This is a genomic window from Pseudomonas sp. S1_E05 (genome assembly GCF_056337105.1).
Genome location: NZ_JBFRHM010000001.1, coordinates 3,074,458 through 3,098,074, shown reverse-complemented (window position 1 = coordinate 3,098,074; position 23,617 = coordinate 3,074,458). Strand labels below are relative to the sequence as shown.

Genomic DNA, 23,617 nt, shown 5'->3' with positions numbered 1-23,617 from the left:
ACCCGCTCGTTATAGGAATTGATATGCAAAGCAACTTCTCGAATGGAACAACTGCTGCGTTGAACGAGCGGATGACTCTGGTGCTGCTGGCCCACGAACAACCGCGCGCCGTGCGTCGTGCGTTGCGCTACTACAGCACCTTGCCATGCGCCGTGTTGGTGGTCGACTCTTCTACAGAGCCCGATACCGGTCTGGCTGCGGCTTTCTCCGGCATACAGTACCTGCACGCCCCCGTGCCGCGCTTGGAGCATTTCACCGTGACCGTGCGCAAGGTAATAGAGCGCATCTCGACGCCTTACATGGTTGTCGCTGAAGTCGAAAGCTTCCTGCTGCCTGAAGCCCTCGGCCAATCACTGGCGTTCCTTGAAGCCAATACTGACTATGGCACTTGCCAGGGTTATAGCCTGGCGTTCGAAGCCCATGCTGATCGTATCGATTTCTATCGCCGCGACCGAAAGGGTTGCGAGGATTACAACGACGATTCGGCTGAAGCCCGCTTGGTCGTGCTGGAACACGAAGGCACGTCCCTCGCCAACGCCGTTACGCGCACTGATGTCCTGCGGCGCTGGTATGCGTCTATGGAACAGGGTTTCAACCCGAACGGACGCGGCAACGGTTATTCCAATGGGTTGGCAGCGGGCGCCAAAGTGCGCGTCTTGCCCATCCCTTATGCACTGCACGAGCGGCGCAGCATCACGTTTGGCGAAGTGACCGAGAAACTGTTCGAGTCGACCTGGAGTGCCCAGCTGGGTGGGCCGGTTCGTCGCTTCGAACCTACGCAATACGTCGAGTTGCCGTTCTATAACCAGGCGTTTTTTGAAGTGCTGAGTGAGCTGGAGTTTCTGCTGCACGCAGTGCCGACGAGCCGGATGCAACTTGAAGAGCTTGAGGCCGCGATGCTCAAGCAGAAAGAGTGGTCGCGCATTCACCGAAACACCAGCGCCGAACCGCTCAATGAGCGCTTGCTCAAGGCCTTCGAGCTGTACGCGTTCAATCAGGATGTGGTGCAGCAACTCGCTCGTTCGCTGCAAGCCGATGGCGACAAGGAGCAGGCACAAAAAGTGCTGGCGTGGGGCCAGCGCCTGGGGGCAGCGACGCTTGAAGACAATGGCAGGCTGTTCGATGCCACGCCGTCCGGTCAGCTGCTGCAGTGGCTGGAGGCGCGCGATCCGAGCGCAGCTCAGGTCAAGGACATATCCCGGCACCTTGCGCGTCATGCCGGTGGTCCGACGTTCGGCATTCTGTTGCTGGACCTGGAAGCCGATATTCACAAGCTGCAGGCGACCTTCGACAGCATCATGAATAGCTACTGCCGTGCGTTCAAGATCGTCGTCTTCACCACCGGCGATCTGCCGGCCGAAACCACGCTGAAAAATACGCTGCATTTCGTCAAGGTCAACGAAAGCAATTATGTCGACAAGATCAATCAAGTCGCCGAGCAGACTGACTGCGATTGGTTGATGTTGGCCGAAGCGGGTGATGAGTTGACGCCGAGCGGCCTGTACCAGGCGAGTCTGGAACTGCTGGGCGAGAAAGAGATTCGTGCCGTGGCCATGGATGAATTCCAGCGACAGGAGAACGGCACGTTGACCGGTGTCTTCCGTCCAGGCTTCAATCTCGATCTGTTGCAAAGTTACCCTGGCGTGATGGCTCGTCATTGGCTGATCCGCCGGGAAGTGATGGTTGAAGCCGGTGGATTTGCGCGCGAATTCAAGAAGGCGCTGGAATTCGACCTGCTGCTGCGTTTGATCGAACAAGGCGGGCTTGATGGCTTCGCGCACCTGGCTGAGCCCCTGTTGATTTGCACTGCACCGCAACTGGAGGCCAGCACGGATGAGCGCAGGACGCTGTTACGTCACCTCGCCACCCGTGGCTACCAGGCCGATGTCGGCACACTGGTGCCGGGCACTCACAAAATCGACTACCGCTTCACCGAGCGCCCCATGGTCTCGGTTATCTTGCATGGCGTCAGCGATCTCGAGACTTTGCAACGCTGCATTCGCAGTATCCTGCAGCGCACTCGCTACCATCGTTACGAAGTGCTGCTGGCGGACGATTCGGCTTACTCGGCGGCTTTGGGCAACTGGCTGGACAGTCAGGGCCCGCACGCCAACCGGGTTCGTCTGTTCAGCGCTGAGACCGGCCTGTCAACGGCCAACCTGATCAACACCGCCAGCCAGCATGCTCAGGGTGAATACCTGGTGACCCTGGCAGCCGATGCGCAGGTGGTCAATGTCAACTGGATCGAGTCCTTGCTCAATCAGGTGCTTCGTCCGGAAGTCGGCGTGGCCGGTGCCAAACTGCTCGACGACCAAGGTTTTGTCACGCAGGCGGGTCTGATCCTGGGTTTCAACGGTTTGGTGGGTTCACCGTTCGTTGGCGAGTCGAAGACTGCAAATGGCTACATGAATCGCCTGGCCTTGGAGCAAAACTGCTCGGCCGTTTCCTTTGCCTGCCTGATGATTTCCAAGCAGCTGTTCGAAGCGGCTGATGGCATCGATGTCGAGCAGTTCGGCGAAGCGTTCGGTGATATCGACTTGTGCCTGCGTGTCGGCCAGGCCGGCTATCTGACTGTTTGGACGCCTCACGTACAGGTCATCCAGTCGGGCGTGCTGGCGCAGTCCGAAGTGGCTCGCCAGGCGTTCGGCGAGAAGTGGGCAGCGGTGCTCGGGCATGATCGTTTCTACAACAGGAACCTGTCCGTTGAAGGTAGCGGTTTCACACTTGGGCAAGTCATCAGCATTGACTGGTCTGAAGTCATGAAAGAGAAGGAGCAGGTATGAAAGTCTGCATTACCCACCGAGAAGCCTTTTATCACCTTCTCCGCGCAGTGTTTACCGCCTACGACAAACAGCCGCTGGTAGCTGAGCTGGGTGTACTGCGTGGTGAGAACGCGTTGAATCTATACAACGCGCTGAACCCCAGACACATGGTCCTGATCGATAGCTGGAGCCCCGCCGCCAACGACGCCTACAGCCCTTTTGATCAGTTGCCACCCTGGGTCGAGCCGGTCGAAAAATACGCTTACTACTACGGTGGCCCCATGTATGACATGGCCACTTACGACAAGCTGTATGAAGAGTGCCTGAACAGATTCAGCGACAAGGACAACGTGACGCTGATCCGTTCCGAGACGATTGCCGCCATCGACGACATTCAGCCGAGAACCGGTATCGATAAATTCGACCTGGTCTACATCGATGCCAATCATCAGTATGAGTACATCCTGCGTGACTTGATGTACTACCAGAACCTGGTGGCCGACGATGGCTTCATCCTGCTGAACGATTGCTGCCACAGTGTGCAGGGCACCAAGCAGAACCTGGGTGTGCTTGAAGCGATGAGCAGCTTCATCAAGCGATCGGACTTCATCCCCCTGGCGGTCAGCAGTACCGACTGGTCCGACGTGATTCTGGTTAGGAAAAACTCGATCATGGTGCAGCTCGTCGACATCGCGCTGACCAACTCGGACATTCCGTTTGTCGAGATCCCTCACCAGCTCATGCCGGCGGCCCGGGTTGTCTATGGCCAGCGACGGGTCAACCTGAGCTTCGCCTGATTCACCCTGATACAAAGCCCCGTTCGGGGCTTTGTTCATTCTGCGACAGCAACCTCTGGCCCATGGTCCGAGAAGCACGCAAAGTCAGCCCTTTCCTGCAGCATTGTTTCGTTTCGCAGGTGAAATATTACATTCATGCGCTTAACGGCGTGACGCATAGGTCATAAAGTGCATCTTCACTGTATTGTGTTCCTGGGTGCGGGCGATCAGTCCGCCTCCGGAAATCAACCATTTTGATGCGCCCCTGAGCTTTTTCGGGGTGAACCTAGTCGCTGTTTATGATCGGGAAGCCATAATGATTGGCATAAAAAGCATAGCGAGTTACGTGCCGGTGGCCGGCGTGGATAACTACGCTCAGGGTGCCAAATTCGCCAAGGATGAAGAGTTCATCCTGGGCAAGATTGGTTCGGCGTTCCTGCCGCGCAAAGGCGCTGAGCAGGAAACCTCGGACCTGTGTGTTGAAGCCGTCAACGCACTGTTTGCCAACAATCCTGATCTGAAGCGTGAGTCCATCGACGCGCTGATCGTCGTCACCCAGAATGGTGATGAGGAAGGCCTGCCCCACACCGCCGCAATCGTTCAAGATAAACTCGGCTTGCCTACGCATGTGGCTGCGTTCGACATTTCCCTGGGGTGTTCGGGTTATGTCTACGGCATCTACGCCATGAAAGGATTCATGGAAGCCGCTGGCTTGAAGAATGGTTTGCTGATCACCGCCGACCCTTACTCAAAAATCGTCGATCCGGAAGACCGCAATACCACCATGCTCTTCGGTGATGCCGCCACGGCTACCTGGATGGCGGACGACGCGTCCTGGCAGTTGGGGAAATCCAAGTTCGGCACCGACGGTTCTGGTGCACCACATCTGAAAGTCAGCGACGGTGTGTTCTTCATGAATGGTCGCCAGGTCTTCAACTTTGCGCTGTTGAAGGTGCCTGCGCACCTGCATGAGCTGCTTGACGAATCGGCCCTCCAAGCCAGCGACATCGACGCTTTCTGCATCCATCAGGGCAGTGCGGCCATTGTCGATGCCGTGGCGCGACGCTTTGAAGGCGAACCGGAGAAGTTCATCAAGGACATGGTCGAGACGGGTAACACGGTCTCTTCGAGCATTCCTTTACTGTTGGAAAAACACGTCCTGACGTCTGACTGGAGCCGCGTGGCCATCAGTGGATTCGGCGTGGGCCTGTCTTGGGGCTCTGCGATTCTCTATCGCGACTGATCATTCGAAGTTTTTTCATAGCGCTGCCGGCTTGCCGTCAGCGCTATTTTTTTGCCTGGATCTTTCTGTCGCGGCTTTTTTGGCGCCATTTTTTTATGCCGTACCAGTGGCAAGTCCTTGATTTACGGGGGATGGCAGTCTGCTAGTAATTTTTTTTAAAAAAGCCCTCAAGCAACCTGCCACGACGACGATAACTATTACGAAGGTTCTCTAGGCCATACCCGGCGGTTGCCAGGGCCGGAAGCCGCAGTACCCAACCAACGAGGAATTCGTCATGGCTTTAACAGTAAACACTAACGTTACATCGTTGAACGTTCAGAAAAACCTGAACAAGGCTTCCGATGCTCTGTCGACTTCGATGACCCGCCTGTCGTCCGGCCTGAAAATCAACAGCGCCAAAGACGACGCTGCTGGCCTGCAAATCGCTACCCGCATGACTTCGCAGATCCGTGGTCAGACCATGGCGATCAAGAACGCCAACGACGGTATCTCGATCGCTCAGACCGCTGAAGGCGCGATGCAGGAACAAACCAACATCCTGCAACGTATGCGTGAACTGGCTGTTCAATCCCGAAACGACAGCAACAGCTCCGACGACCGCGACGCTCTGAACAAAGAGTTCTCGCAGATGGCTGCCGAGCTGACCCGTATCGCCGGTTCGACCAACCTGAACGGTAAGAACCTGCTCGACGGTTCCGCCAGCACCATGACCTTCCAGGTGGGTTCCAACACTGGCAGCACCAACCAGATCACTCTGGACCTGACCGCCAAGTTCGACGCCGACAGCCTGGGTATCACCTCCGGTATCACCATTGCCGGTTCGGACAGCACTGTTGCCGAAACCAACTTCTCGGCAGCTGTTGGCGCGATCGACGACGCTCTGAAAACCATCAACTCCAGCCGTGCTGACCTCGGTGCTGCACAAAACCGTCTGACCAGCACCATCTCCAACCTGCAGAACATCAACGAAAACGCCAGTGCTGCACTGGGTCGCGTACAAGATACCGACTTCGCTGCTGAAACTGCACAGCTGACCAAGCAACAAACTCTGCAACAAGCTTCCACCTCGGTTCTGGCACAAGCCAACCAACTGCCATCCGCTGTACTGAAACTGCTTCAGTAATAGCCGGTGACTTTCGGCGGGGGAGTGCGCTTGTCGCGCTCTCTCGCTTTTTTGATTAAGTGAGGTGGTGGACATGGATATGAGCGTGAAGCTGAACTTGTCTTATCCTGCGGTCAAGCCGGCGACGTCTACTGCTGAAGCGGCTGCTGAAAAGCCTCAAGCCGATGTTGCAAAAGTGGCGTTGGTCAAGGATGAGTCCAAGGATGCAATGAGTGATCAGGACAAGCTTAAAACGGCTGTCCAGGAAATTGAAAAATTCGTTCAGTCGATAAAGCGTAACCTGGAGTTCTCGATTGACGAGCCTTCGGGCAAAGTTGTTGTTAAAGTCATTGCCAGTGATTCGGGTGAGGTGATCCGTCAGATCCCCAACGAAGAAGTCCTGAAGTTGGCTAATAGTTTGAATGACGCAAGCAGTCTGCTGTTCAGCGCCAAAGTCTGACAGCTGGCACGAAATTTGTTGCTATGTTCTTTTGGGCGTTGTAGTGGTCAAAAGACCGGCGAGACACTGAAGGGAGATCTACATGGCAAGTCCAATTCTACCGGGCACGGGTTTAGGTTCGGGCCTCGATACCGGTGCTATCGTCAAGGCACTGGTCAACGCTGACAAGGCGGCCAAGCAGGGTCAGATCGATCGTGGCACTACTACCAACACCGCGTCGATCTCCGGTGTCGGCACTTTGAAGTCTTTGCTCGCCACCTTCCAGGCGTCCATGAAGACTCTGGGCAACTCCACGGAGCCTCAGTTCACCGGTTTCGTTGCCACGTCGGCCGATACCAAGGTGCTGACCGCGACCGCCAACAATTCGGCTGTCAGCGGCATCTACAAGATTCACGTCGACGCGCTCGCGACCGGTTCGAAAGTGGCCACGCAGGCATTTGCCTCGGGTCCTACTGCGTCCGTGAATAGCGGTGCTGCCGGTGTTCTGACCATCACGCAGGGTACGCCCGACGGTGCCGACAAGACCTACAACCTTGACGTGCCGGCCGGTTCGACACTTGAGTCGGTCGCCAAGGCGCTCAACAGCAAATATCAATTCAGCGGCCTGAGCGCCAGCGTCGTGACGGATAACTTCGGCTCCCGTCTTGTGGTGAGTTCGGCAAACACCGGCGCGGGCAGCGATATTTCGCTTAGCGGTGTTGCTGGCCTGGAGGTCGATGGCAAGGCAGTGATGTCCACTACGCCGCCGTCGGCCACTTCGTCGGGTGCGGTCGGTGCGGTGGCGCAAGACGCCAAGTTCACACTGGACGGAATGCCGATCACGAGCCACACCAACAAGCTGGACAAGACGCTGTCGGGTTTGTCGATGACATTGACAGGCACTGGTGACACTCAGGTTGTCATTGGTGCCAACACTGACGGTCTGAAGGCTTCGATCCAGAAATTTGTCGATGCCTACAACGCCGTGGCCAATGCGATCACCTCGCTGACCAAGCCTTCGCTCGATGATGACGGCAATCCGACCATTGCGGCCGCATTGACCGGTGACTCGATGCCGCGCTCCATCATGGCGGCAATGCGCGGGCCGTTGGCTGAGACCGGTAATGGCGACAAGCTGACCGTGCTCTCGCAGTTGGGTATCACCACCGACCAGAAGACCGGTGCGCTGAACTTCGATTCCAACAAGTTCAACGCTGCCATGACCGACAAAAAGCTTGGCGGCGAAGTGCAGACCCTCTTCACGGGTGACAACGGCCTGCTGGCTCGCATGGACAAGGCCCTCACGCCTTACACTGAGACCGGTGGCATTCTCGACACCCGCACCACGGCGTTGAACAAGACCAAGACCAAGCTGGCGAACGACCAGTTGGCCCTGGATCGCCGCATTGAGTCCCTGACCGCCGTACTGACCAAAAAGTACAACGACATGGATACGCTGGTGGGCAAGCTGAAGGCCACTGCCAGCAACATCACTTCGATGTTCGAAGCGATGAACGCCCAGCAGAAGAACAGCTAACTCGCCAATAACGCCAAAAGCCCGGCAGCGTCGTCAAGCGCTCCGGGCTTTTGTGTTTGGTCATTAAAGTTTTTTGACGCGTCGTCGATACGCTGTTTATACGAACCACCGTTTTTTGATGAGGTAAAACATGAATCCAATGTTAGCCCTTCGCCAATACCAGAAGATTGGCGCGCAGGCGCAGACTTCCGAAGCCAGTCCTCACCGTCTCGTGCAGATGCTGATGGAGGGTGGGCTCGACCGTATCGCCCAAGCCAAGGGCGCGCTGGAGCGCAAGGACATTCCCGCCAGGGGAATTTTGATCGGCAAGGCCATCGGCATCATCGGTGGTCTTCTCGAAGGCCTGGACTTGGAAAATCAGTCGGAGTCAGTCGGCGAGCTGGCCAACCTGTACGAGTACATGATGAAGCGCCTGACCGAAGCCAATGCCAAAGCCGACGCTAAGATCCTCGACGAAGTCGCTGACCTGCTGCGCACGGTCAAGGACGGTTGGGATGCCATCGGCACGCCGGCTCCGCAGTTTTAAGGAGATCACCATGAGTCTTGTATTGCAGCGAATCGAAGAAACCCGTGAAGGCCTGGTCGATGCCCTGGCCAACCGAAACTGGGAAGCCATTGGTGAATTGGACCTGGCTTGCCGTTCCTGCATGGAAGACGTCTTGAGTGAGGCTTCGGTGGACGAGACGGCGTTGCGCGATAACCTTGAGGTGCTGCTGGGGGTCTACAAGCAGCTACTCGAGGCGGCAACGGGGGAGAGGCAGGCGATTGTTGACGAGATGTCGCAGATCCACCAAGCGCAGAACGCGGCGAAGGTATACCATCTGTTTGGTTAATTGAGCTCAGTTAATCCAAGCGAGTGCGCCATAAATTTGACTGTGCACGGTTTTTTGACTTAACTAGTGGCTGGTTGCAGATATCAGGCGTCTACAGGCATAACGTGTCTGCAAGCGTCGAGCTTGCCCCGCATTTTTCGGGCATTGAGTTGACTAGGGAAGTTGCTATTGCATGTGGCGTGAAACTAAAATTCTGCTGATCGATGACGATAGCGTCCGCCGCCGCGATATGGCGGTGATCTTAAATTTTCTCGGCGAAGAAAATTTACCCTGCGGTAGCCATGACTGGCAGCAGGCTGTCGGCTCTTTGTCATCAAGTCGTGAAGTGATCTGTGTCCTCATTGGCACGGTCAACGCCCCGGGCGCACTTCCGGGCTTGTTAAAGACACTCTCAACCTGGGATGAGTTCCTTCCAATTTTGTTGATGGGCGATAATTCTTCCATCGACCTGCCGGAAGACCAGCGTCGCCGAGTGCTTTCGACCCTTGAAATGCCGCCCAGCTACAGCAAATTGCTCGATTCACTGCACCGTGCGCAGGTCTATCGCGAGATGTACGACCAGGCCCGTGAGCGCGGTCGTCAACGCGAACCCAATCTTTTCCGCAGCCTCGTCGGCACCAGCCGGGCGATTCAACATGTCCGCCAAATGATGCAGCAGGTTGCCGACACCGACGCCAGCGTGCTGATTCTCGGCGAGTCCGGCACGGGCAAGGAAGTGGTCGCACGCAACCTCCACTACCATTCCAAGCGTCGTGAAGCGCCTTTCGTGCCCGTCAACTGCGGGGCGATCCCGGCCGAGTTGCTGGAAAGCGAATTGTTCGGTCATGAGAAGGGCGCCTTCACCGGCGCCATCACCAGCCGCGCCGGGCGTTTTGAACTGGCCAATGGCGGCACGCTGTTTCTCGACGAAATCGGCGACATGCCGCTGCCGATGCAGGTCAAGCTGCTTCGCGTTTTGCAGGAGCGCACCTTCGAGCGCGTGGGCAGCAACAAGACCCAGAGCGTCGACGTACGTATCATCGCGGCGACCCACAAGAATCTGGAAAGCATGATCGAGGTCGGCTCCTTCCGCGAAGACCTCTACTATCGCCTGAACGTTTTCCCGATCGAGATGGCACCGCTGCGTGAGCGTGTTGAAGACATCCCGCTGCTCATGAACGAGTTGATCTCGCGGATGGAGCACGAGAAGCGCGGTTCGATCCGTTTCAATTCTGCGGCGATCATGTCGCTGTGCCGTCACGGCTGGCCGGGCAACGTCCGAGAGTTGGCCAACCTGGTGGAACGCATGGCGATCATGCACCCGTATGGGGTGATCGGCGTGGTCGAGTTGCCGAAGAAATTCCGCTACGTCGACGATGAAGACGAGCAATTGGTCGACAGCCTGCGCAGCGACCTGGAAGAGCGTGTGGCGATCAATGGCCATACCCCGGACTTCGCTGCCGGCGCCATGCTGCCGCCGGAAGGCCTCGACCTCAAGGACTACCTCGGAGGTCTGGAGCAAGGCCTGATTCAGCAGGCGCTGGACGATGCCAACGGTATCGTCGCACGTGCTGCCGAGCGCCTGCGGATTCGTCGAACCACGCTGGTCGAGAAGATGCGCAAGTACGGCATGAGCCGCCGTGAAGGTGATGAACAGGCGGATGATTGACGCCCGTTTTTCAAGTCATTCATTTTACAGCGGTTTTTTTTAGGCACGGGTATTGCTAAGTCCCTCGCAACGTTCCGTTTCACTGACGGTCAGCCAAGCGAGAGAGCACGATGCCCCAAGCCGCCCAGATGTCTCCTGTCCCTGACGCTTCGGGGCACCCGTCCTCCGTAGAGCAGGCCAGTCGTCAAGGCCTTGAGCAGGCATTTGCGCTGTTCAGCCAGATGTCCAGCCAACTGACCGATTCCTACAGTCTGCTGGAAGCCCGGGTCACCGAACTCAAGGGTGAGCTGGCAGTGGTCAGTGCCCAGCGTATGCAGGAGCTGGCGGAAAAGGAACGCCTGGCCAATCGTCTGCAAAACCTCCTCGACCTGCTGCCCGGTGGCGTGATCGTCATTGACGCGCAAGGCATCGTGCGCGAAGCCAATCCCGCCGCTTGTGAATTACTCGGCTTGCCCCTGGAAGGTGAGTTGTGGCGCCACGTCATTGCCCGTTGCTTTGCCCCACGCGAAGACGACGGTCATGAAATTTCTCTGAAGGACGGTCGACGCCTGTCGATCGCGACCCGCTCGCTGGATGCCGAGCCGGGCCAGTTGGTGTTGCTCAATGACCTGACTGAAACCCGTCATCTGCAAGGTCAGTTGGCCCGCCACGAGCGCCTTTCGTCCCTCGGTCGGATGGTCGCGTCGCTTGCCCACCAGATTCGCACGCCGTTGTCTGCCGCACTGCTCTATGCCAGTCATCTCACCGAGCAAGAGTTGCCGGCCGCCACGCAGCAGCGTTTCGCCGGGCGCCTGAAGGAACGGCTGCATGAACTTGAGCATCAAGTGCGCGACATGCTGGTGTTTGCGCGCGGCGAACTGCCGCTGACCGATCGTGTCACGCCGAAGGTGTTGATGCAGTCACTTCAGTCGGCGGCTTCGGCGCATGTCCAGGGCCTCGCGATTCGCTGGCAGTGCGACAGCCATGTGGGGGAGTTGCTGTGCAATCGCGACACCCTGGTCGGTGCGCTGCTGAATCTGATCGAGAACGCCGTCCAGGCCAGTGCGGGCGACGTACGCCTCAAAGTCCATCTCTATGCCCGCGACAACACTTTGCGGGTGTCGGTCAGCGACAGTGGCAGCGGCATCGATGCCCAGGTGCTGGCACGTCTGGGAGAACCTTTTTTACCACTAAGGCGACCGGAACGGGCCTGGGCCTGACTGTGGTCAAGGCGGTGGCCCGTGCACATCAGGGAGAGTTGCACCTGCGCTCGCGACCCGGTCGGGGCACTTGTGCGCAGGTTGTCCTGCCACTTTTTTCCGGTGAAAGGCTCAGCGCTCTGGGAGCGGAGTGAAGGATATGGCTATCAAGGTTTTACTGGTCGAGGACGACCGCGCATTGCGCGAAGCGTTGGCCGATACATTGTTGCTGGCCGGACATGACTTCAAGGCAGTCGGTTCGGCTGAAGAGGCCCTGGATGCTGTAGGAGGAGAGGCCTTCAGCCTGGTGCTTAGCGACGTGAACATGCCGGGCATGGATGGGCACCAGTTGCTGGGCATGCTTCGAACGCGCCAGCCGCAATTACCGGTGTTGCTGATGACTGCGCACGGCGCGGTGGAGCGTGCGGTGGATGCGATGCGCCAGGGGGCGGTGGATTATCTGGTCAAGCCGTTTGAGCCCAAGGCGTTGCTGGATCTGGTCAGTCGTCATGCCCTGGGTAATGTGGGGGCGGGTGATAGCGAAGGTCCGATCGCCGTTGAGCCGGCCAGTGCACAATTGCTCGAACTGGCCGCGAGGGTGGCACGCAGTGATTCCACGGTGTTGATTTCCGGCGAGTCCGGCACCGGCAAGGAAGTGTTGGCGCGCTACATTCATCAGCACTCCCATCGAGGGAGCCAGCCGTTCATTGCGATCAACTGTGCGGCGATCCCTGACAACATGCTCGAGGCGACGCTGTTCGGTCACGAAAAGGGATCGTTTACCGGCGCCATCGCGGCGCAGGCCGGCAAGTTCGAGCAGGCAGACGGCGGGACCATCCTGCTCGACGAGATTTCGGAAATGCCCCTGGGGCTCCAGGCCAAGTTGCTGCGCGTGTTGCAGGAGCGAGAAGTCGAGCGAGTGGGGGCGCGCAAGCCCATCACGCTGGACATTCGTGTAGTGGCGACCACCAACCGCGATCTGGCCGGGGAAGTCGCGGCAGGGCGGTTCCGTGAAGATCTCTATTATCGTCTTTCGGTATTTCCGCTGGCCTGGCGTCCGCTCCGTGAGCGTACCGCCGATATCCTGCCGTTGGCCGAGCGTCTTCTGGTCAAGCACGTCAATAAAATGAAGCACGCTGCTGCAAGACTGTCGCCTGAGGCCCGGGCGTGTCTGGTGGGGTACCCGTGGCCGGGTAACGTGCGCGAGTTGGATAACGCGATACAGCGTGCATTGATTCTGCAGCAAGGAGGGTTGATCCAGCCCCAGGATTTCTGTCTTGCCGGGCCTGTCGCCTGTGCACCGTTGTCGGCCGCAGCGCCATCGCCGGTGCGTGCGGTGGGGGTCGATGCAGAGTCGGCGGGTGCGCTGGAGGATGATCTGCGCCGTCGAGAGTTCCAGATGATCATCGACACGCTGCGCGCCGAGCGCGGGCGCCGCAAGGAGGCTGCCGAGCGTTTGGGTATCAGCCCTCGCACCCTGCGGTACAAGCTGGCGCAGATGCGGGACGCCGGGATGGATGTCGAGGCCTATCTGTTTGCCAGTTGAGAATTGCCGTCGGGTAGGGGATTTGTTGAAGTTCCCCCGGAGCTGGCACCCTTGTTGCTAACACCTTGGTATCGCTGAGCGAGTGTCAAAAAAACGCGTGCCGCCATTGAGAGTAGAACATGAGCCAAGGTATTGAATTTAATCGATTGATGCTGGATATGCGCGCCATGCAAATGGACGCCATGTCTGCGCAGAAATCGACTGCCGCCGTCCCTGAAATGAGTGGCAGCAGTTTTTCCGACATGCTCGGTCAGGCCGTCAATAAAGTGAACGATACCCAACAGGCCTCCAGCCAGTTGGCCACGGCTTTTGAAATCGGCAAGAGCGGCGTCGATTTGACGGACGTGATGATCGCCTCGCAAAAGGCCAGCGTGTCTTTCCAAGCCTTGACCCAAGTGCGTAACAAGCTGGTTCAAGCCTATCAAGACATCATGCAGATGCCGGTTTAAGGACGAGATTGAGTCATGGCAGAAGCAGTCGCCGATAACGTTCCGGCCAAGGCCACTCCGATAGACGGCAAACCGCCGCTGTTCGGCTTGTCCTTTCTGGAAAACCTCTCCGAGATGACCATGTTGCGTCAGGTGGGCCTGTTGGTCGGCCTGGCTGCGAGCGTGGCGATTGGCTTCGCCGTGGTGTTGTGGTCCCAGCAGCCGGATTATCGGCCTCTGTACGGCAGCCTTGCCGGTATGGATGCCAAGCAGGTCATGGACACCCTGGCGGCCGCCGACATTCCCTACACCGTGGAGCCGAACTCCGGTGCCTTGCTGGTCAAGGCCGATGACGTTTCGCGTGCACGTTTGAAACTCGCGGCTGCGGGTGTCACCACCGGCGACGGTAACATCGGCTTCGAGATTCTCGACAAGGAACAGGGCCTTGGCACCAGTCAGTTCATGGAAGCGACCCGTTATCGTCGCGGCCTGGAAGGTGAGCTGGCGCGGACCATCTCCAGCCTGAACAACGTCAAGGGTGCCCGTGTGCACCTGGCGATCCCGAAAAGTTCGGTGTTCGTGCGCGATGAGCGCAAGCCCAGTGCTTCGGTTCTGGTCGAACTGTATTCGGGCCGCTCACTGGAGCCTGGTCAGGTCCTGGCCATCGTCAATCTGGTGGCGACCAGCGTTCCTGAGTTGAGCAAGTCGCAGATCACGGTGGTCGACCAGAAAGGCAACCTGCTCTCGGATCAGGCGGAAAACTCCGAGCTGACCGTGGCCGGCAAGCAATTCGATTACAGTCGCCGGATGGAAAGCATGCTGACCCAGCGTGTGCATAACATCCTGCAACCGGTCCTGGGTAACGATCGTTACAAGGCCGAAGTGTCGGCCGACGTGGACTTCAGTGCTGTCGAATCCACTTCCGAGCAATTCAACCCCGACCAGCCGGCGCTTCGCAGCGAGCAGTCGGTCAACGAACAACGCACCGCCAGCAATGGCCCACAAGGTGTGCCGGGTGCCCTGAGCAACCAGCCACCGGCACCGGCTTCCGCGCCTCAGACCACGGGCGGGGCGACTGCCCAGGCGGGCATGGTGCAGCCAGGTCAGCCTTTGCTGGACGCCAACGGTCAGCAAATCATGGATCCTGCGACCGGTCAGCCAATGCTGGCGCCGTACCCGGCGGACAAGCGTCAACAGTCGACCAAGAACTTCGAGCTCGACCGTTCCATCAGCCATACCAAGCAGCAACAGGGCCGCTTGAATCGCCTCTCGGTGTCGGTGGTCGTGGACGATCAGGTCAAGGTCAACGCGGCCAACGGCGAAACCACCCGTGCGCCGTGGACCGCCGACGAATTGGCGCGCTTCACCCGTCTGGTCCAGGATGCCGTCGGCTTCGATGCCAGTCGTGGTGACAGCGTCAGCGTGATCAACATGCCGTTTTCGGCTGATCGCGGTGAAGTGGTCGCCGATATTCCTTTCTACTCTCAGCCTTGGTTCTGGGACATCGTCAAACAGGTGCTGGGTGTGTTGTTCATCCTGGTGCTGGTGTTCGGCGTACTGCGCCCGGTGCTCAACAACATCACCGGTGGTGGCAAGGGCAAGCAACTGGCCGGCATCGGCAGCGACGTGGAGCTCGGCGGCATGGGCGGCCTGGATGGCGAACTGGGCAACGATCGCGTCAGCCTCGGCGGCCCGACCAGTATCCTGCTGCCGAGCCCGAGCGAAGGCTATGACGCACAATTGAACGCAATCAAGAGTTTGGTGGCAGAAGACCCGGGCCGTGTGGCCCAGGTCGTGAAAGAGTGGATTAACGCAGATGAGTGATAACCGAGCCGTTGCCGCCAAACTGACCCGGGTCGACAAAGCCGCGATTCTGCTGCTGTCCCTGGGCTCTACCGACGCTGCCCAAGTATTGCGCCATATGGGCCCCAAAGAAGTTCAGCGCGTTGGTGTGGCCATGGCGCAGATGGGGAACGTGCATCGCGAGCAGGTCGAGCAGGTCATGAGCGAATTCGTCGACATCGTCGGCGACCAGACCAGCCTGGGCGTCGGTTCCGACGACTACGTGCGCAAAATGCTCACCCAGGCTCTGGGTGAAGACAAGGCCAACGGCCTGATTGACCGCATCCTGCTGGGCGGCAACACCAGTGGTCTCGACAGCCTGAAGTGGATGGAGCCGCGAGCCGTCGCCGACGTGATCCGTTACGAGCACCCGCAGATCCAGGCGATCGTGGTGGCGTACCTCGACCCGGACCAGGCCGGTGAAGTGCTGGGTAACTTCGATCACAAGGTGCGTCTGGACATCATTCTGCGAGTTTCCTCGCTCAATACCGTGCAGCCGGCCGCCTTGAAGGAACTCAACCAGATTCTCGAGAAACAGTTCTCCGGCAACTCGAATGCCTCGCGCACCACCCTGGGTGGCATCAAGCGCGCGGCGGACATCATGAACTTCCTCGACAGCTCGATCGAAGGCCAGCTCATGGACTCGATCCGCGAAGTCGACGAAGACCTGTCCGGTCAGATCGAAGACCTCATGTTTGTATTCAACAACCTGGCCGATGTCGATGACCGCGGTATTCAGGCGTTGCTGCGCGAGGTGTCTTCCGACGTACTGGTCCTGGCCCTCAAGGGCTCGGACGAAGGCGTCAAGGAAAAGATCTTCAAGAACATGTCCAAGCGTGCTGCCGAACTGCTGCGCGACGACCTGGAGGCCAAGGGCCCGGTGCGCGTCAGCGACGTGGAAACTGCACAGAAGGAAATCCTCACCATTGCTCGCCGTATGGCCGAAGCCGGAGAAATCGTTCTCGGCGGGAAGGGCGGCGAAGAGATGATCTAAGTTCACTATGTCGTCCAAACATGATGAGTCCAACACCGACCTGATCCGTGCCAAGGATGTCGGTGGTTTTGATGTCTGGTCGTTGCCCAGTTTCGACCCGCATGTACCGGAGCCGGAACCCGAGCCGGAGCCAGAACCGCCCGAAGTCGAGGAGGTGCCGCTGGAAGAAGTCCAGCCACTGACGCTCGAGGAGCTCGAAGCCATTCGCCAAGAGGCTTACAACGAAGGCTTTGCGACTGGCGAAAAAGAGGGTTTTCACAGCACCACGCTCAAGGTCCGTCAGGAGGCCGAGGCGGCCCTGACGCCGAAGATCGCGGCGCTGGAACAACTGATGGTCAATTTGTTCGAGCCGATTGCCGAACAGGACACGCAGATCGAAAAGTCCCTGGTCGACCTCGTGCAGCACATCGCCCGTCAGGTGATTCAGCGCGAACTGGCCATAGACTCTACGCAGATCGAACACGTCATGCGTGATGCCCTCAAGCTGTTGCCCCTGGGCGTGAACAATGTGCGGCTGTACATCAATCCGCAGGACTTCGAACAGGTCAAGGCCCTGCGCGAGCGCCATGAGGAAACCTGGCGCATCGTCGAGGACGAAGCCTTGCTGCCGGGCGGTTGCCGCGTCGAGACCGAGCACAGTCGTATCGATGCCACCATCGAAACCCGCGTTGCCAGGGTCATGGACAAACTGTTCGATCAGTTGCATGACCAAGCCTTGCATCCCGCAGCGCCGGATCTGAGCCTGGAGTTGCCGATCACGCCAGCGCCTGAACCCGGGCCGGAAGAACCCGATGCGCCTTGACCGTACCAGCTTCGCCAAGCGCCTGGGCAGTTACTCCGAGGCCACGGAGCTGGCTGGCGCGCCAATTCTTGAAGGCCGTCTACTTCGCATGGTCGGGCTGACCCTCGAAGCCGAGGGTTTGCGCGCCGCCATGGGCAGCCGCTGCATGGTCATCAACGATGACAGTTATCATCCGGTGCAGGTTGAAGCCGAGGTCATGGGCTTCTCCGGCAGCAAGGTCTTCCTGATGCCCGTCGGCAGCGTAGCCGGCATTGCACCCGGCGCACGCGTGGTACCGCTGGCGGATACCGGTCGTTTACCGATGGGTATGAGCATGCTGGGGCGGGTGCTCGACGGTGCCGGCCGTGCGCTGGACGGCAAGGGCGGCATGAAGGCCGAAGACTGGGTGCCGATGGACGGCCCGACGATCAACCCGCTCAAGCGTCATCCGATCAGCGAACCGCTGGACGTGGGCATTCGTTCCATCAACGGTTTGTTGACCGTCGGTCGCGGCCAGCGTCTCGGTCTGTTCGCCGGTACGGGCGTGGGCAAGAGTGTGCTGCTGGGCATGATGACGCGCTTCACCGAGGCCGACATCATTGTCGTCGGGTTGATCGGTGAGCGGGGTCGTGAGGTCAAGGAGTTCATCGAGCACATTCTCGGTGAAGAAGGCCTCAAGCGCTCGGTAGTGGTGGCGTCTCCGGCGGACGATGCGCCGCTGATGCGCATGCGTGCAGCCATGTATTGCACGCGGATCGCCGAATATTTTCGTGACAAGGGCAAGAATGTCCTGTTGCTCATGGACTCGCTGACCCGTTTCGCCCAGGCCCAGCGGGAAATTGCCCTGGCCATCGGCGAACCGCCCGCGACCAAGGGTTACCCGCCCTCGGTGTTCGCCAAATTGCCCAAACTGGTGGAGCGCGCCGGTAATGCCGAGAAGGGTGGTGGCTCGATCACTGCGTTCTACACGGTATTGTCCGAAGGCGATGACCAGCAGGACCCGATCGCCGATTCGGCGCGGGGCGTGCTCGATGGCCACATCGTCCTGTCCCGGCGCTTGGCGGAGGAAGGACATTACCCGGCCATCGATATCGAAGCGTCCATCAGCCGGGTGATGCCGTCGGTGGTGTCGCCGGAACACATGACCCGCGCGCAGTATTTCAAGCAACTGTGGTCGCGTTATCAGCAAAGTCGCGACCTCATCAGCGTCGGCGCCTACGTCGCCGGTGGTGACCGGGAAACCGACCTGGCGATTTCCCTGCAGCCACAATTGGTCAAATACCTGCGCCAAGGGCTCAACGACAGCATCAGCCTGGGTGAGAGCGAAGCCTACCTCGGCTCGATCTTCGCGCCTGCGGCGGGCGGTTAATCGGTCATGGCACAAAGTCGGGCTGGGCGCCTGGCGCCCGTGGTCGAAATGGCCGAGAAAGAGGAGAAAACGGCCGTCCAGCGTCTGGGGCATTTTCAAGGCCAGGTGCGTTTGGCCGAGAGCAAGCTCGCTGACCTCGAGGCCTTCCGTCTCGATTATCAGGAGCAATGGATCATTCGTGGCAGCAGTGGTGTTTCGGGCCAATGGTTGCTCGGTTATCAGGGCTTTCTGGCGCAACTGGGCGTGGCGATTGACCAGCAGCGCCAAAGCCTGGCCTGGCATCAGAACAATCTGAACAAGGCTCGGGAAACCTGGCAACAGGCCTACGCCCGGGTCGAGGGCTTGCGCAAGCTGGTGCAGCGCTACGCCGATGAAGCCCGGCAACTGGAAGACAAGCGCGAGCAGAAGCTGTTGGATGAGTTGTCCCAGCGGTTGCCGCGAGAGCATCCTTACTGAGTCACGTTTTTATCCTGTAGGAACGGGCTCGCCCACCAAGGCGTCCTTGATAACACCAAGACTCAGCCCTTGCCCCCACCTGCACCAAGTGCTAAACCTTGTACAACATTGTTCAATAATGACAAGGAAGCCGTCCAATGTCAGTCGTTACTGAAGTCTCTCCCGATGGGCAAAAACTGACGATATCGATCAAGGGACGATTCGATTTCGCCAAGCATCAGGCGTTTCGCGAGTCCTATGAGCACTTGCATCCAAAGCCCGACTTTTTTGAAGTGAACCTGAAAGACGCCACCTACCTCGACAGTTCGGCGCTTGGCATGCTGTTGTTGCTGCGCGATCACGCGGGTGGCGAGAATGCCGAAATCAGGTTGACCCATGCCAATACGGATGTGCGCAAAATTCTCGCCATCTCCAATTTCGAACAGATCTTCGACGTGGTGTGAGTGTCGTGCAGCCGATGTTCGAAACGTTGACGATACTGATCGCCGAAGACAGCGCGGCCGATCGCATGTTGTTGTCCAGCATTGTCCGCCGTCAGGGCCACGAAGTGCTGACGGCGTCGAACGGCGCGCAAGCAGTCGAAGCATTTCGTCAGCAGCGACCACAACTGGTGTTGATGGATGCGATGATGCCAGTCATGGATGGCTTTGAAGCTGCGCGGCAGATCAAGGCCCTGGCCGGGGAGACCCTCGTACCGATCATTTTCCTGACGTCGCTCAGCGAAAGCGAGGCCTTGGCTCGCTGCCTGGAGGCTGGGGGTGACGACTTTCTGGCAAAACCCTACAACCAGGTGATCCTCGCCGCCAAAATCAAGGCGATGGACCGCTTGCGCCGGTTACAGGCGACGGTACTGGAGCAGCGTGACCAGATTGCCAGGCACCACGATTATCTGCTCAACGAGCAACGCGTGGCCAAGGCAGTGTTCGACAAGGTCGCTCATTCCGGTTGTCTGAACGCCCCCAACATCCGCTATCTGCAATCGCCCTATGCATTGTTCAACGGCGACTTGCTGTTGGCAGCGTTCACCCCGGCCGGCGACATGCATGTATTGCTGGGAGATTTTACCGGCCATGGCTTGCCCGCTGCCGTCGGGGCCATGCCTTTGGCGGAAGTTTTCTATGGGATGACTGCCAAGGGCTATGGTCTGGCGGAAACCCTGCGGGAAATGAACGCCAAGCTCAAGCGCATACTGCCGGTCGACATGTTTTGTTGTGCGACGCTGCTGAACCTGAGTTTTCAGCGGGGCTCGGTGGAAGTGTGGAATGGCGGGATGCCAGACGGTTATCTGCACAGCGTTGCCAGCAACGAGCGCACGCCGTTGAAGTCTCGATATCTGCCGCTTGGCGTACTGAGTCCGCACGCCTTTGATGACCGGACCGAGGTGTACCCGATGGCCGTGGGTGACCGGGTCTTCCTGTTGTCCGACGGGGTCATCGATACCTGTGACGCCAACGAACACCTGTTTGGGGTCGAGCGTTTGCAGCAAGTGTTTGCCGCCAACTGCGATCCGGATCGCCTGTTCGAAGAGATCGAACAGGCGTTGCGGGATTTTCGCGGTGAGGCTCGCGATGACGTGAGCATGGTCGAAGTGAGTCTGTTGCAAGCGGCTCAACTGACACTGCCGGCACCCGTTTATTCAGACAGTGGCCAGTCCTGTCCGTTGGATTGGTCGGTGAGTTTCGAGTTTCGTGCCGCTACCCTCAAGCGCTTTAATCCGTTGCCGTACCTGCTGCAATTGCTGCTGGAGGTTCACGGTTTGCGCGGCCAGAGCGGAGCGCTCTACAGCGTGCTCGCGGAGTTGTACTCCAATGCCCTGGAGCACGGCGTGCTGGGGCTTGACTCAAGTCTCAAGCGCGACGCCTGCGGATTTGCCCGCTATTACCAAGAGCGCAATGTGCGTCTGGAAGCGTTGCAGGAAGGTTATGTTCGGGTGCATTTGCAGGTGGTGCCAAAGGAGGAGGGTGGCCGTCTGACCGTTCGGGTCGAGGACAGTGGCAAGGGGTTTGATGTGGAGCGAGTCATGGCTCGTCCGGTTGACGGTATCCGTTTGTCGGGTCGTGGCGTCAGTTTGATCCGCCAGTTAGGGCGTAATGCAAACTGGTCCGACGATGGTCGTACCGCCTGCGTGGAGTTTTTCTGGGACGCTCTGGCATAATCCACGCATTCTTGATCAAGGAGTGAACAAGTGGCTGACAAACACCTGAATCGCGACGTCCTCAGCTCGTTGCAAGAGGTCATGGGCGAAGAGTATCCAACGTTGCTCGATACGTTCCTGGCCGATTCCGAAGTACGCCTGAGCCAGTTGCACGAGACTGGCGATGCCGAAGCACTCGGCGCCACTGCGCACAGTTTCAAAGGCAGTTGCAGCAATATGGGCGCGACCCGTCTGGCACAGCTATGCCATGAACTTGAACAGCGCAGCAAACAGAAGCCACTGCAAGGCATCGAGAGGCTGGTCGGCGAGATCAATGGCGAATTTGCCGTTATTCGCCCTCTCTATGAGGCGGAGCGCAGACGCTCCCTCAATTCGACCGTTCAGCGTTTTTAAATCGGGTTTGCCAAAACTGGCTCAACCTTTGCAGCATTCTGGGGACTGTACCTACGATTCCAGTGCAGCGGAGACCGTTTCATGCCCGTTACCCCCAATATTCTTCTTCAAGCCACTGCGCAGGCCAAGACTCAGGCCGCTTCCGCCAATTCATCGGCGCTGACCGCAGAGACCGGGGACAAGGCGTCCAGCTTCGCTCAGGTCTACGCCAATCAGTCTCAGAACAAGTCCTTCGCTGCGGTTGATGTCCCGGCGAAACCGCTTCGGGACAAGGTCCCGGAAAAGACCGCAGACACCGCCAGCAAAAAGGATGTCGCCGACAAGAAGTCTGCCGCCCCGGAACCGACGGTTGCCGATAGCGGCAAATCCTTGCCCGCCGACAAACCGGCGGCTAACGGCGACACGGCTGCCAGTGATGACGTGACGAATGCGGCTCCTGCGGCCGAGGCCCCAGTCGCTGACGCCGCGCCGGCTGATCCGACCCTCGATCCTGCCTTGTTGCAGGTAGCGTTGCCGGTGGTCACCGAGCCAGCGCCACAAGCAGCACCGGTGGTGGTCACGGTGCAGCCTCAGGTTGAAGCGCCTGTCGCTGCCGCGGTGGTGACTGCGCAGCAGCCTGCGGTCGCGGCTGAAAGTGATTTCGATCCAGAGGCAGACCCGCTCGACGCATTGCCAGCAGTGCGCATGGCCATGGAGCAGGGTGGCCATATTTCCGCCGCCAGTCAGGCACAGCCCAAGGCTGCACCGACGTCCGCCCAAGCGCAGTCGGACGGTGAGCCGACCTCGGCGCAGAACTTCGCCGCCGGTATGGCGAGCATGCTCGACGTGCAGGCTGACAAAGACAGCACCAGCCAGGGTGGGGAGAAGGCGTTCAGCGGTCTGATCAGTGACGGGCTCAAGGACTTGAAGTCCGCCACCAGTGATACCCGCGTCGACGATTTCGCCAACCGTCTGGCGGCGCTGACCCAGGCTGCTACGCCGAAAACCGCCAACGCGTTGCCGGTGAATCAGCCTATTGCCATGCACCAGAACGGCTGGACCGAGGAAGTCGTGAATCGGGTCATGTACCTGTCCAGCGCCAATCTCAAGGCGGCCGACATCCAGTTGCAACCCGCCGAGCTGGGGCGGCTCGATATCCGCGTCAACATGGTTCCGGATCAGCAAACACAGGTGACGTTCATGAGCGCTCATCCAAGCGTTCGCGAAGCGCTGGACGGCCAGATGCACCGCCTGCGCGATATGTTTGCGCAGCAGGGCATGGGCCAGGTTGATGTCAACGTCTCTGACCAGTCCCGAGGTTCGCAGCAGGGGCAGGAGCAGGCTCAACAAAGCCAGAGCGGGCGCGCGACGTCCAATGGTGGGCGAATTGATGCGTCGGAAGACGAGCTTGCAACCGGCATCGCCGAAGCCGCCGCAACGGCGACGAGTGTGATTGGCACCAGTGCGGTCGATTATTACGCCTGATCCCTAGTGATCCCCGAGTAGGAGCGAGCTTGTCGAGGCGTCGAACCGTCGCGACAAGCTCGCTCCTACAGTTGTTTGTGCTATCCGGTGGAAGGTTCTGGCATAACACTTGCTCTCCCCAATCCGTGCGACTGTGAACCCCCGAATAGTGACGGATTATTGGCATGGCGAAGAGCGAAGCTGCAGCAGTAAAAGACCCCGCAACCAAAGGCAAACTCAAGCTGATCATCGCGGGCGTGGTGGCTTTGCTGCTGGCGATTGGCTTGTCGGTGGGCGCCACCTGGTACTTCATGCACAGTGCCCAGAGCAAGCCGCAAGCCCCGGTTGATGCCGCCCCGGTTGGCAAACAGGCGGCGGTGTTCGAGGCGATGGCGCCGGCCTTCGTGGCCAACTACAACCAGAACGGTCGCCAGCGCTACATGCAGGTGAGCATCACCATGCAGGCGCGCAGCCAGGCTGATCTGGATGCCCTCAAGGTGCACATGCCGGTCATCCGCAACAACCTCGTCATGCTGTTCTCCGGGCAGGATTTCGCGACCCTGGCATCGCCGGTCGGTCAGGAAATGCTGCGCCAGAAGGCTACGGCCAGCGTCCAGGAAGTGGCGCAGAAAGAACTCGGCAAAGTGGTCATCGAACAGTTGCTTTTCACCAATTTCGTACTGCAGTAGGAA

21 protein-coding genes and 1 pseudogene are annotated in these 23,617 nt (G+C 58.9%); all 22 read left to right on the top strand.

Going from position 1 to position 23,617, the window contains the following annotated elements:
• Positions 1-23 precede the first annotated feature (23 nt).
• The 22 genes and pseudogenes from AB4N33_RS14325 to fliL all read left to right on the top strand — a co-directional run bounded on the left by AB4N33_RS14325 (position 24) and on the right by fliL (position 23,614).
• Positions 24-2,783, top strand: a complete 2,760-nt coding sequence (locus AB4N33_RS14325; protein ID WP_476457591.1) for a glycosyltransferase family 2 protein — start codon at positions 24-26, stop codon at positions 2,781-2,783.
• Positions 2,780-3,559 carry a class I SAM-dependent methyltransferase gene (locus AB4N33_RS14320; RefSeq protein WP_460117169.1) on the top strand — a complete coding sequence of 260 codons (780 nt, stop codon included), beginning with the start codon at positions 2,780-2,782 and terminating at the stop codon, positions 3,557-3,559. Before AB4N33_RS14325 ends, AB4N33_RS14320 begins: the two co-directional genes overlap by 4 nt.
• A 295-nt stretch (positions 3,560-3,854) precedes the next feature.
• Complete coding sequence (locus AB4N33_RS14315) at positions 3,855-4,781, top strand: ketoacyl-ACP synthase III (protein WP_460117168.1); 927 nt, start codon at positions 3,855-3,857, stop codon at positions 4,779-4,781.
• A gap of 274 nt (positions 4,782-5,055) precedes the next feature.
• Positions 5,056-5,904 (top strand): flagellin domain-containing protein, encoded by an 849-nt coding sequence (locus AB4N33_RS14310; protein WP_460117167.1) that lies wholly within the window; start codon positions 5,056-5,058, stop codon positions 5,902-5,904.
• Between the two features lie 73 nt (positions 5,905-5,977).
• Positions 5,978-6,343, top strand: coding sequence for a flagellar protein FlaG (locus AB4N33_RS14305; RefSeq protein ID WP_460117166.1), 366 nt, complete (start codon positions 5,978-5,980; stop codon positions 6,341-6,343).
• An 82-nt stretch (positions 6,344-6,425) separates the two neighbouring features.
• A complete protein-coding gene (fliD, locus tag AB4N33_RS14300) occupies positions 6,426-7,859 on the top strand; it encodes a flagellar filament capping protein FliD (RefSeq protein ID WP_460117165.1) in 1,434 nt (477 codons plus the stop codon).
• Positions 7,860-7,989: 130 nt separating this feature from the next.
• Positions 7,990-8,385, top strand: a complete 396-nt coding sequence (gene fliS, locus AB4N33_RS14295; protein WP_460117164.1) for a flagellar export chaperone FliS — start codon at positions 7,990-7,992, stop codon at positions 8,383-8,385.
• 10 nt (positions 8,386-8,395) lie between these two features.
• Positions 8,396-8,692 (top strand): flagellar protein FliT, encoded by a 297-nt coding sequence (fliT, locus tag AB4N33_RS14290; RefSeq protein ID WP_460117163.1) that lies wholly within the window; start codon positions 8,396-8,398, stop codon positions 8,690-8,692.
• A 172-nt stretch (positions 8,693-8,864) separates the two neighbouring features.
• Positions 8,865-10,340, top strand: a complete 1,476-nt coding sequence (locus AB4N33_RS14285) for a sigma-54 dependent transcriptional regulator (RefSeq protein ID WP_460117162.1) — start codon at positions 8,865-8,867, stop codon at positions 10,338-10,340.
• A 110-nt stretch (positions 10,341-10,450) separates the two neighbouring features.
• Positions 10,451-11,673, top strand: a pseudogene (locus AB4N33_RS14280) (sensor histidine kinase).
• A 5-nt stretch (positions 11,674-11,678) separates the two neighbouring features.
• The gene (locus tag AB4N33_RS14275) at positions 11,679-13,064 is read left to right on the top strand and encodes a sigma-54-dependent transcriptional regulator (protein WP_476457590.1); all 1,386 of its coding nucleotides are present in this window, start codon (positions 11,679-11,681) and stop codon (positions 13,062-13,064) included.
• Positions 13,065-13,183: 119 nt separating this feature from the next.
• Complete coding sequence (gene fliE, locus AB4N33_RS14270; protein ID WP_460117159.1) at positions 13,184-13,513, top strand: flagellar hook-basal body complex protein FliE; 330 nt, start codon at positions 13,184-13,186, stop codon at positions 13,511-13,513.
• A gap of 15 nt (positions 13,514-13,528) precedes the next feature.
• Positions 13,529-15,316 (top strand): flagellar basal-body MS-ring/collar protein FliF, encoded by a 1,788-nt coding sequence (fliF, locus tag AB4N33_RS14265; protein WP_476457589.1) that lies wholly within the window; start codon positions 13,529-13,531, stop codon positions 15,314-15,316.
• Positions 15,309-16,328 carry a flagellar motor switch protein FliG gene (gene fliG, locus AB4N33_RS14260; protein WP_192302130.1) on the top strand — a complete coding sequence of 340 codons (1,020 nt, stop codon included), beginning with the start codon at positions 15,309-15,311 and terminating at the stop codon, positions 16,326-16,328. Before fliF ends, fliG begins: the two co-directional genes overlap by 8 nt.
• Positions 16,329-16,335: 7 nt before the next feature.
• Positions 16,336-17,130: a flagellar assembly protein FliH gene (fliH, locus tag AB4N33_RS14255; protein ID WP_460139995.1), complete on the top strand. Its 795-nt coding sequence runs from the start codon at positions 16,336-16,338 to the stop codon at positions 17,128-17,130.
• The gene (gene fliI / locus AB4N33_RS14250; protein WP_476457588.1) at positions 17,120-18,478 is read left to right on the top strand and encodes a flagellar protein export ATPase FliI; all 1,359 of its coding nucleotides are present in this window, start codon (positions 17,120-17,122) and stop codon (positions 18,476-18,478) included. The genes fliH and fliI overlap by 11 nt, the downstream gene beginning before the upstream one ends.
• Before the next feature lie 6 nt (positions 18,479-18,484).
• Positions 18,485-18,934: a flagellar export protein FliJ gene (gene fliJ, locus AB4N33_RS14245; protein WP_460117155.1), complete on the top strand. Its 450-nt coding sequence runs from the start codon at positions 18,485-18,487 to the stop codon at positions 18,932-18,934.
• A 137-nt stretch (positions 18,935-19,071) separates the two neighbouring features.
• On the top strand, positions 19,072-19,377 hold the full coding sequence (locus AB4N33_RS14240; RefSeq protein WP_460117154.1) for an STAS domain-containing protein: 306 nt from the start codon (positions 19,072-19,074) through the stop codon (positions 19,375-19,377).
• Positions 19,378-19,382: 5 nt separating this feature from the next.
• Positions 19,383-21,089 (top strand): ATP-binding SpoIIE family protein phosphatase, encoded by a 1,707-nt coding sequence (locus AB4N33_RS14235; RefSeq protein WP_476457587.1) that lies wholly within the window; start codon positions 19,383-19,385, stop codon positions 21,087-21,089.
• 30 nt (positions 21,090-21,119) lie between these two features.
• A complete protein-coding gene (locus AB4N33_RS14230) occupies positions 21,120-21,482 on the top strand; it encodes an Hpt domain-containing protein (RefSeq protein WP_460117152.1) in 363 nt (120 codons plus the stop codon).
• 81 nt (positions 21,483-21,563) lie between these two features.
• A complete protein-coding gene (locus tag AB4N33_RS14225; protein WP_476457586.1) occupies positions 21,564-22,946 on the top strand; it encodes a flagellar hook-length control protein FliK in 1,383 nt (460 codons plus the stop codon).
• Positions 22,947-23,110: 164 nt separating this feature from the next.
• On the top strand, positions 23,111-23,614 hold the full coding sequence (gene fliL, locus AB4N33_RS14220; RefSeq protein WP_460117150.1) for a flagellar basal body-associated protein FliL: 504 nt from the start codon (positions 23,111-23,113) through the stop codon (positions 23,612-23,614).
• Positions 23,615-23,617: the final 3 nt, after the last annotated feature.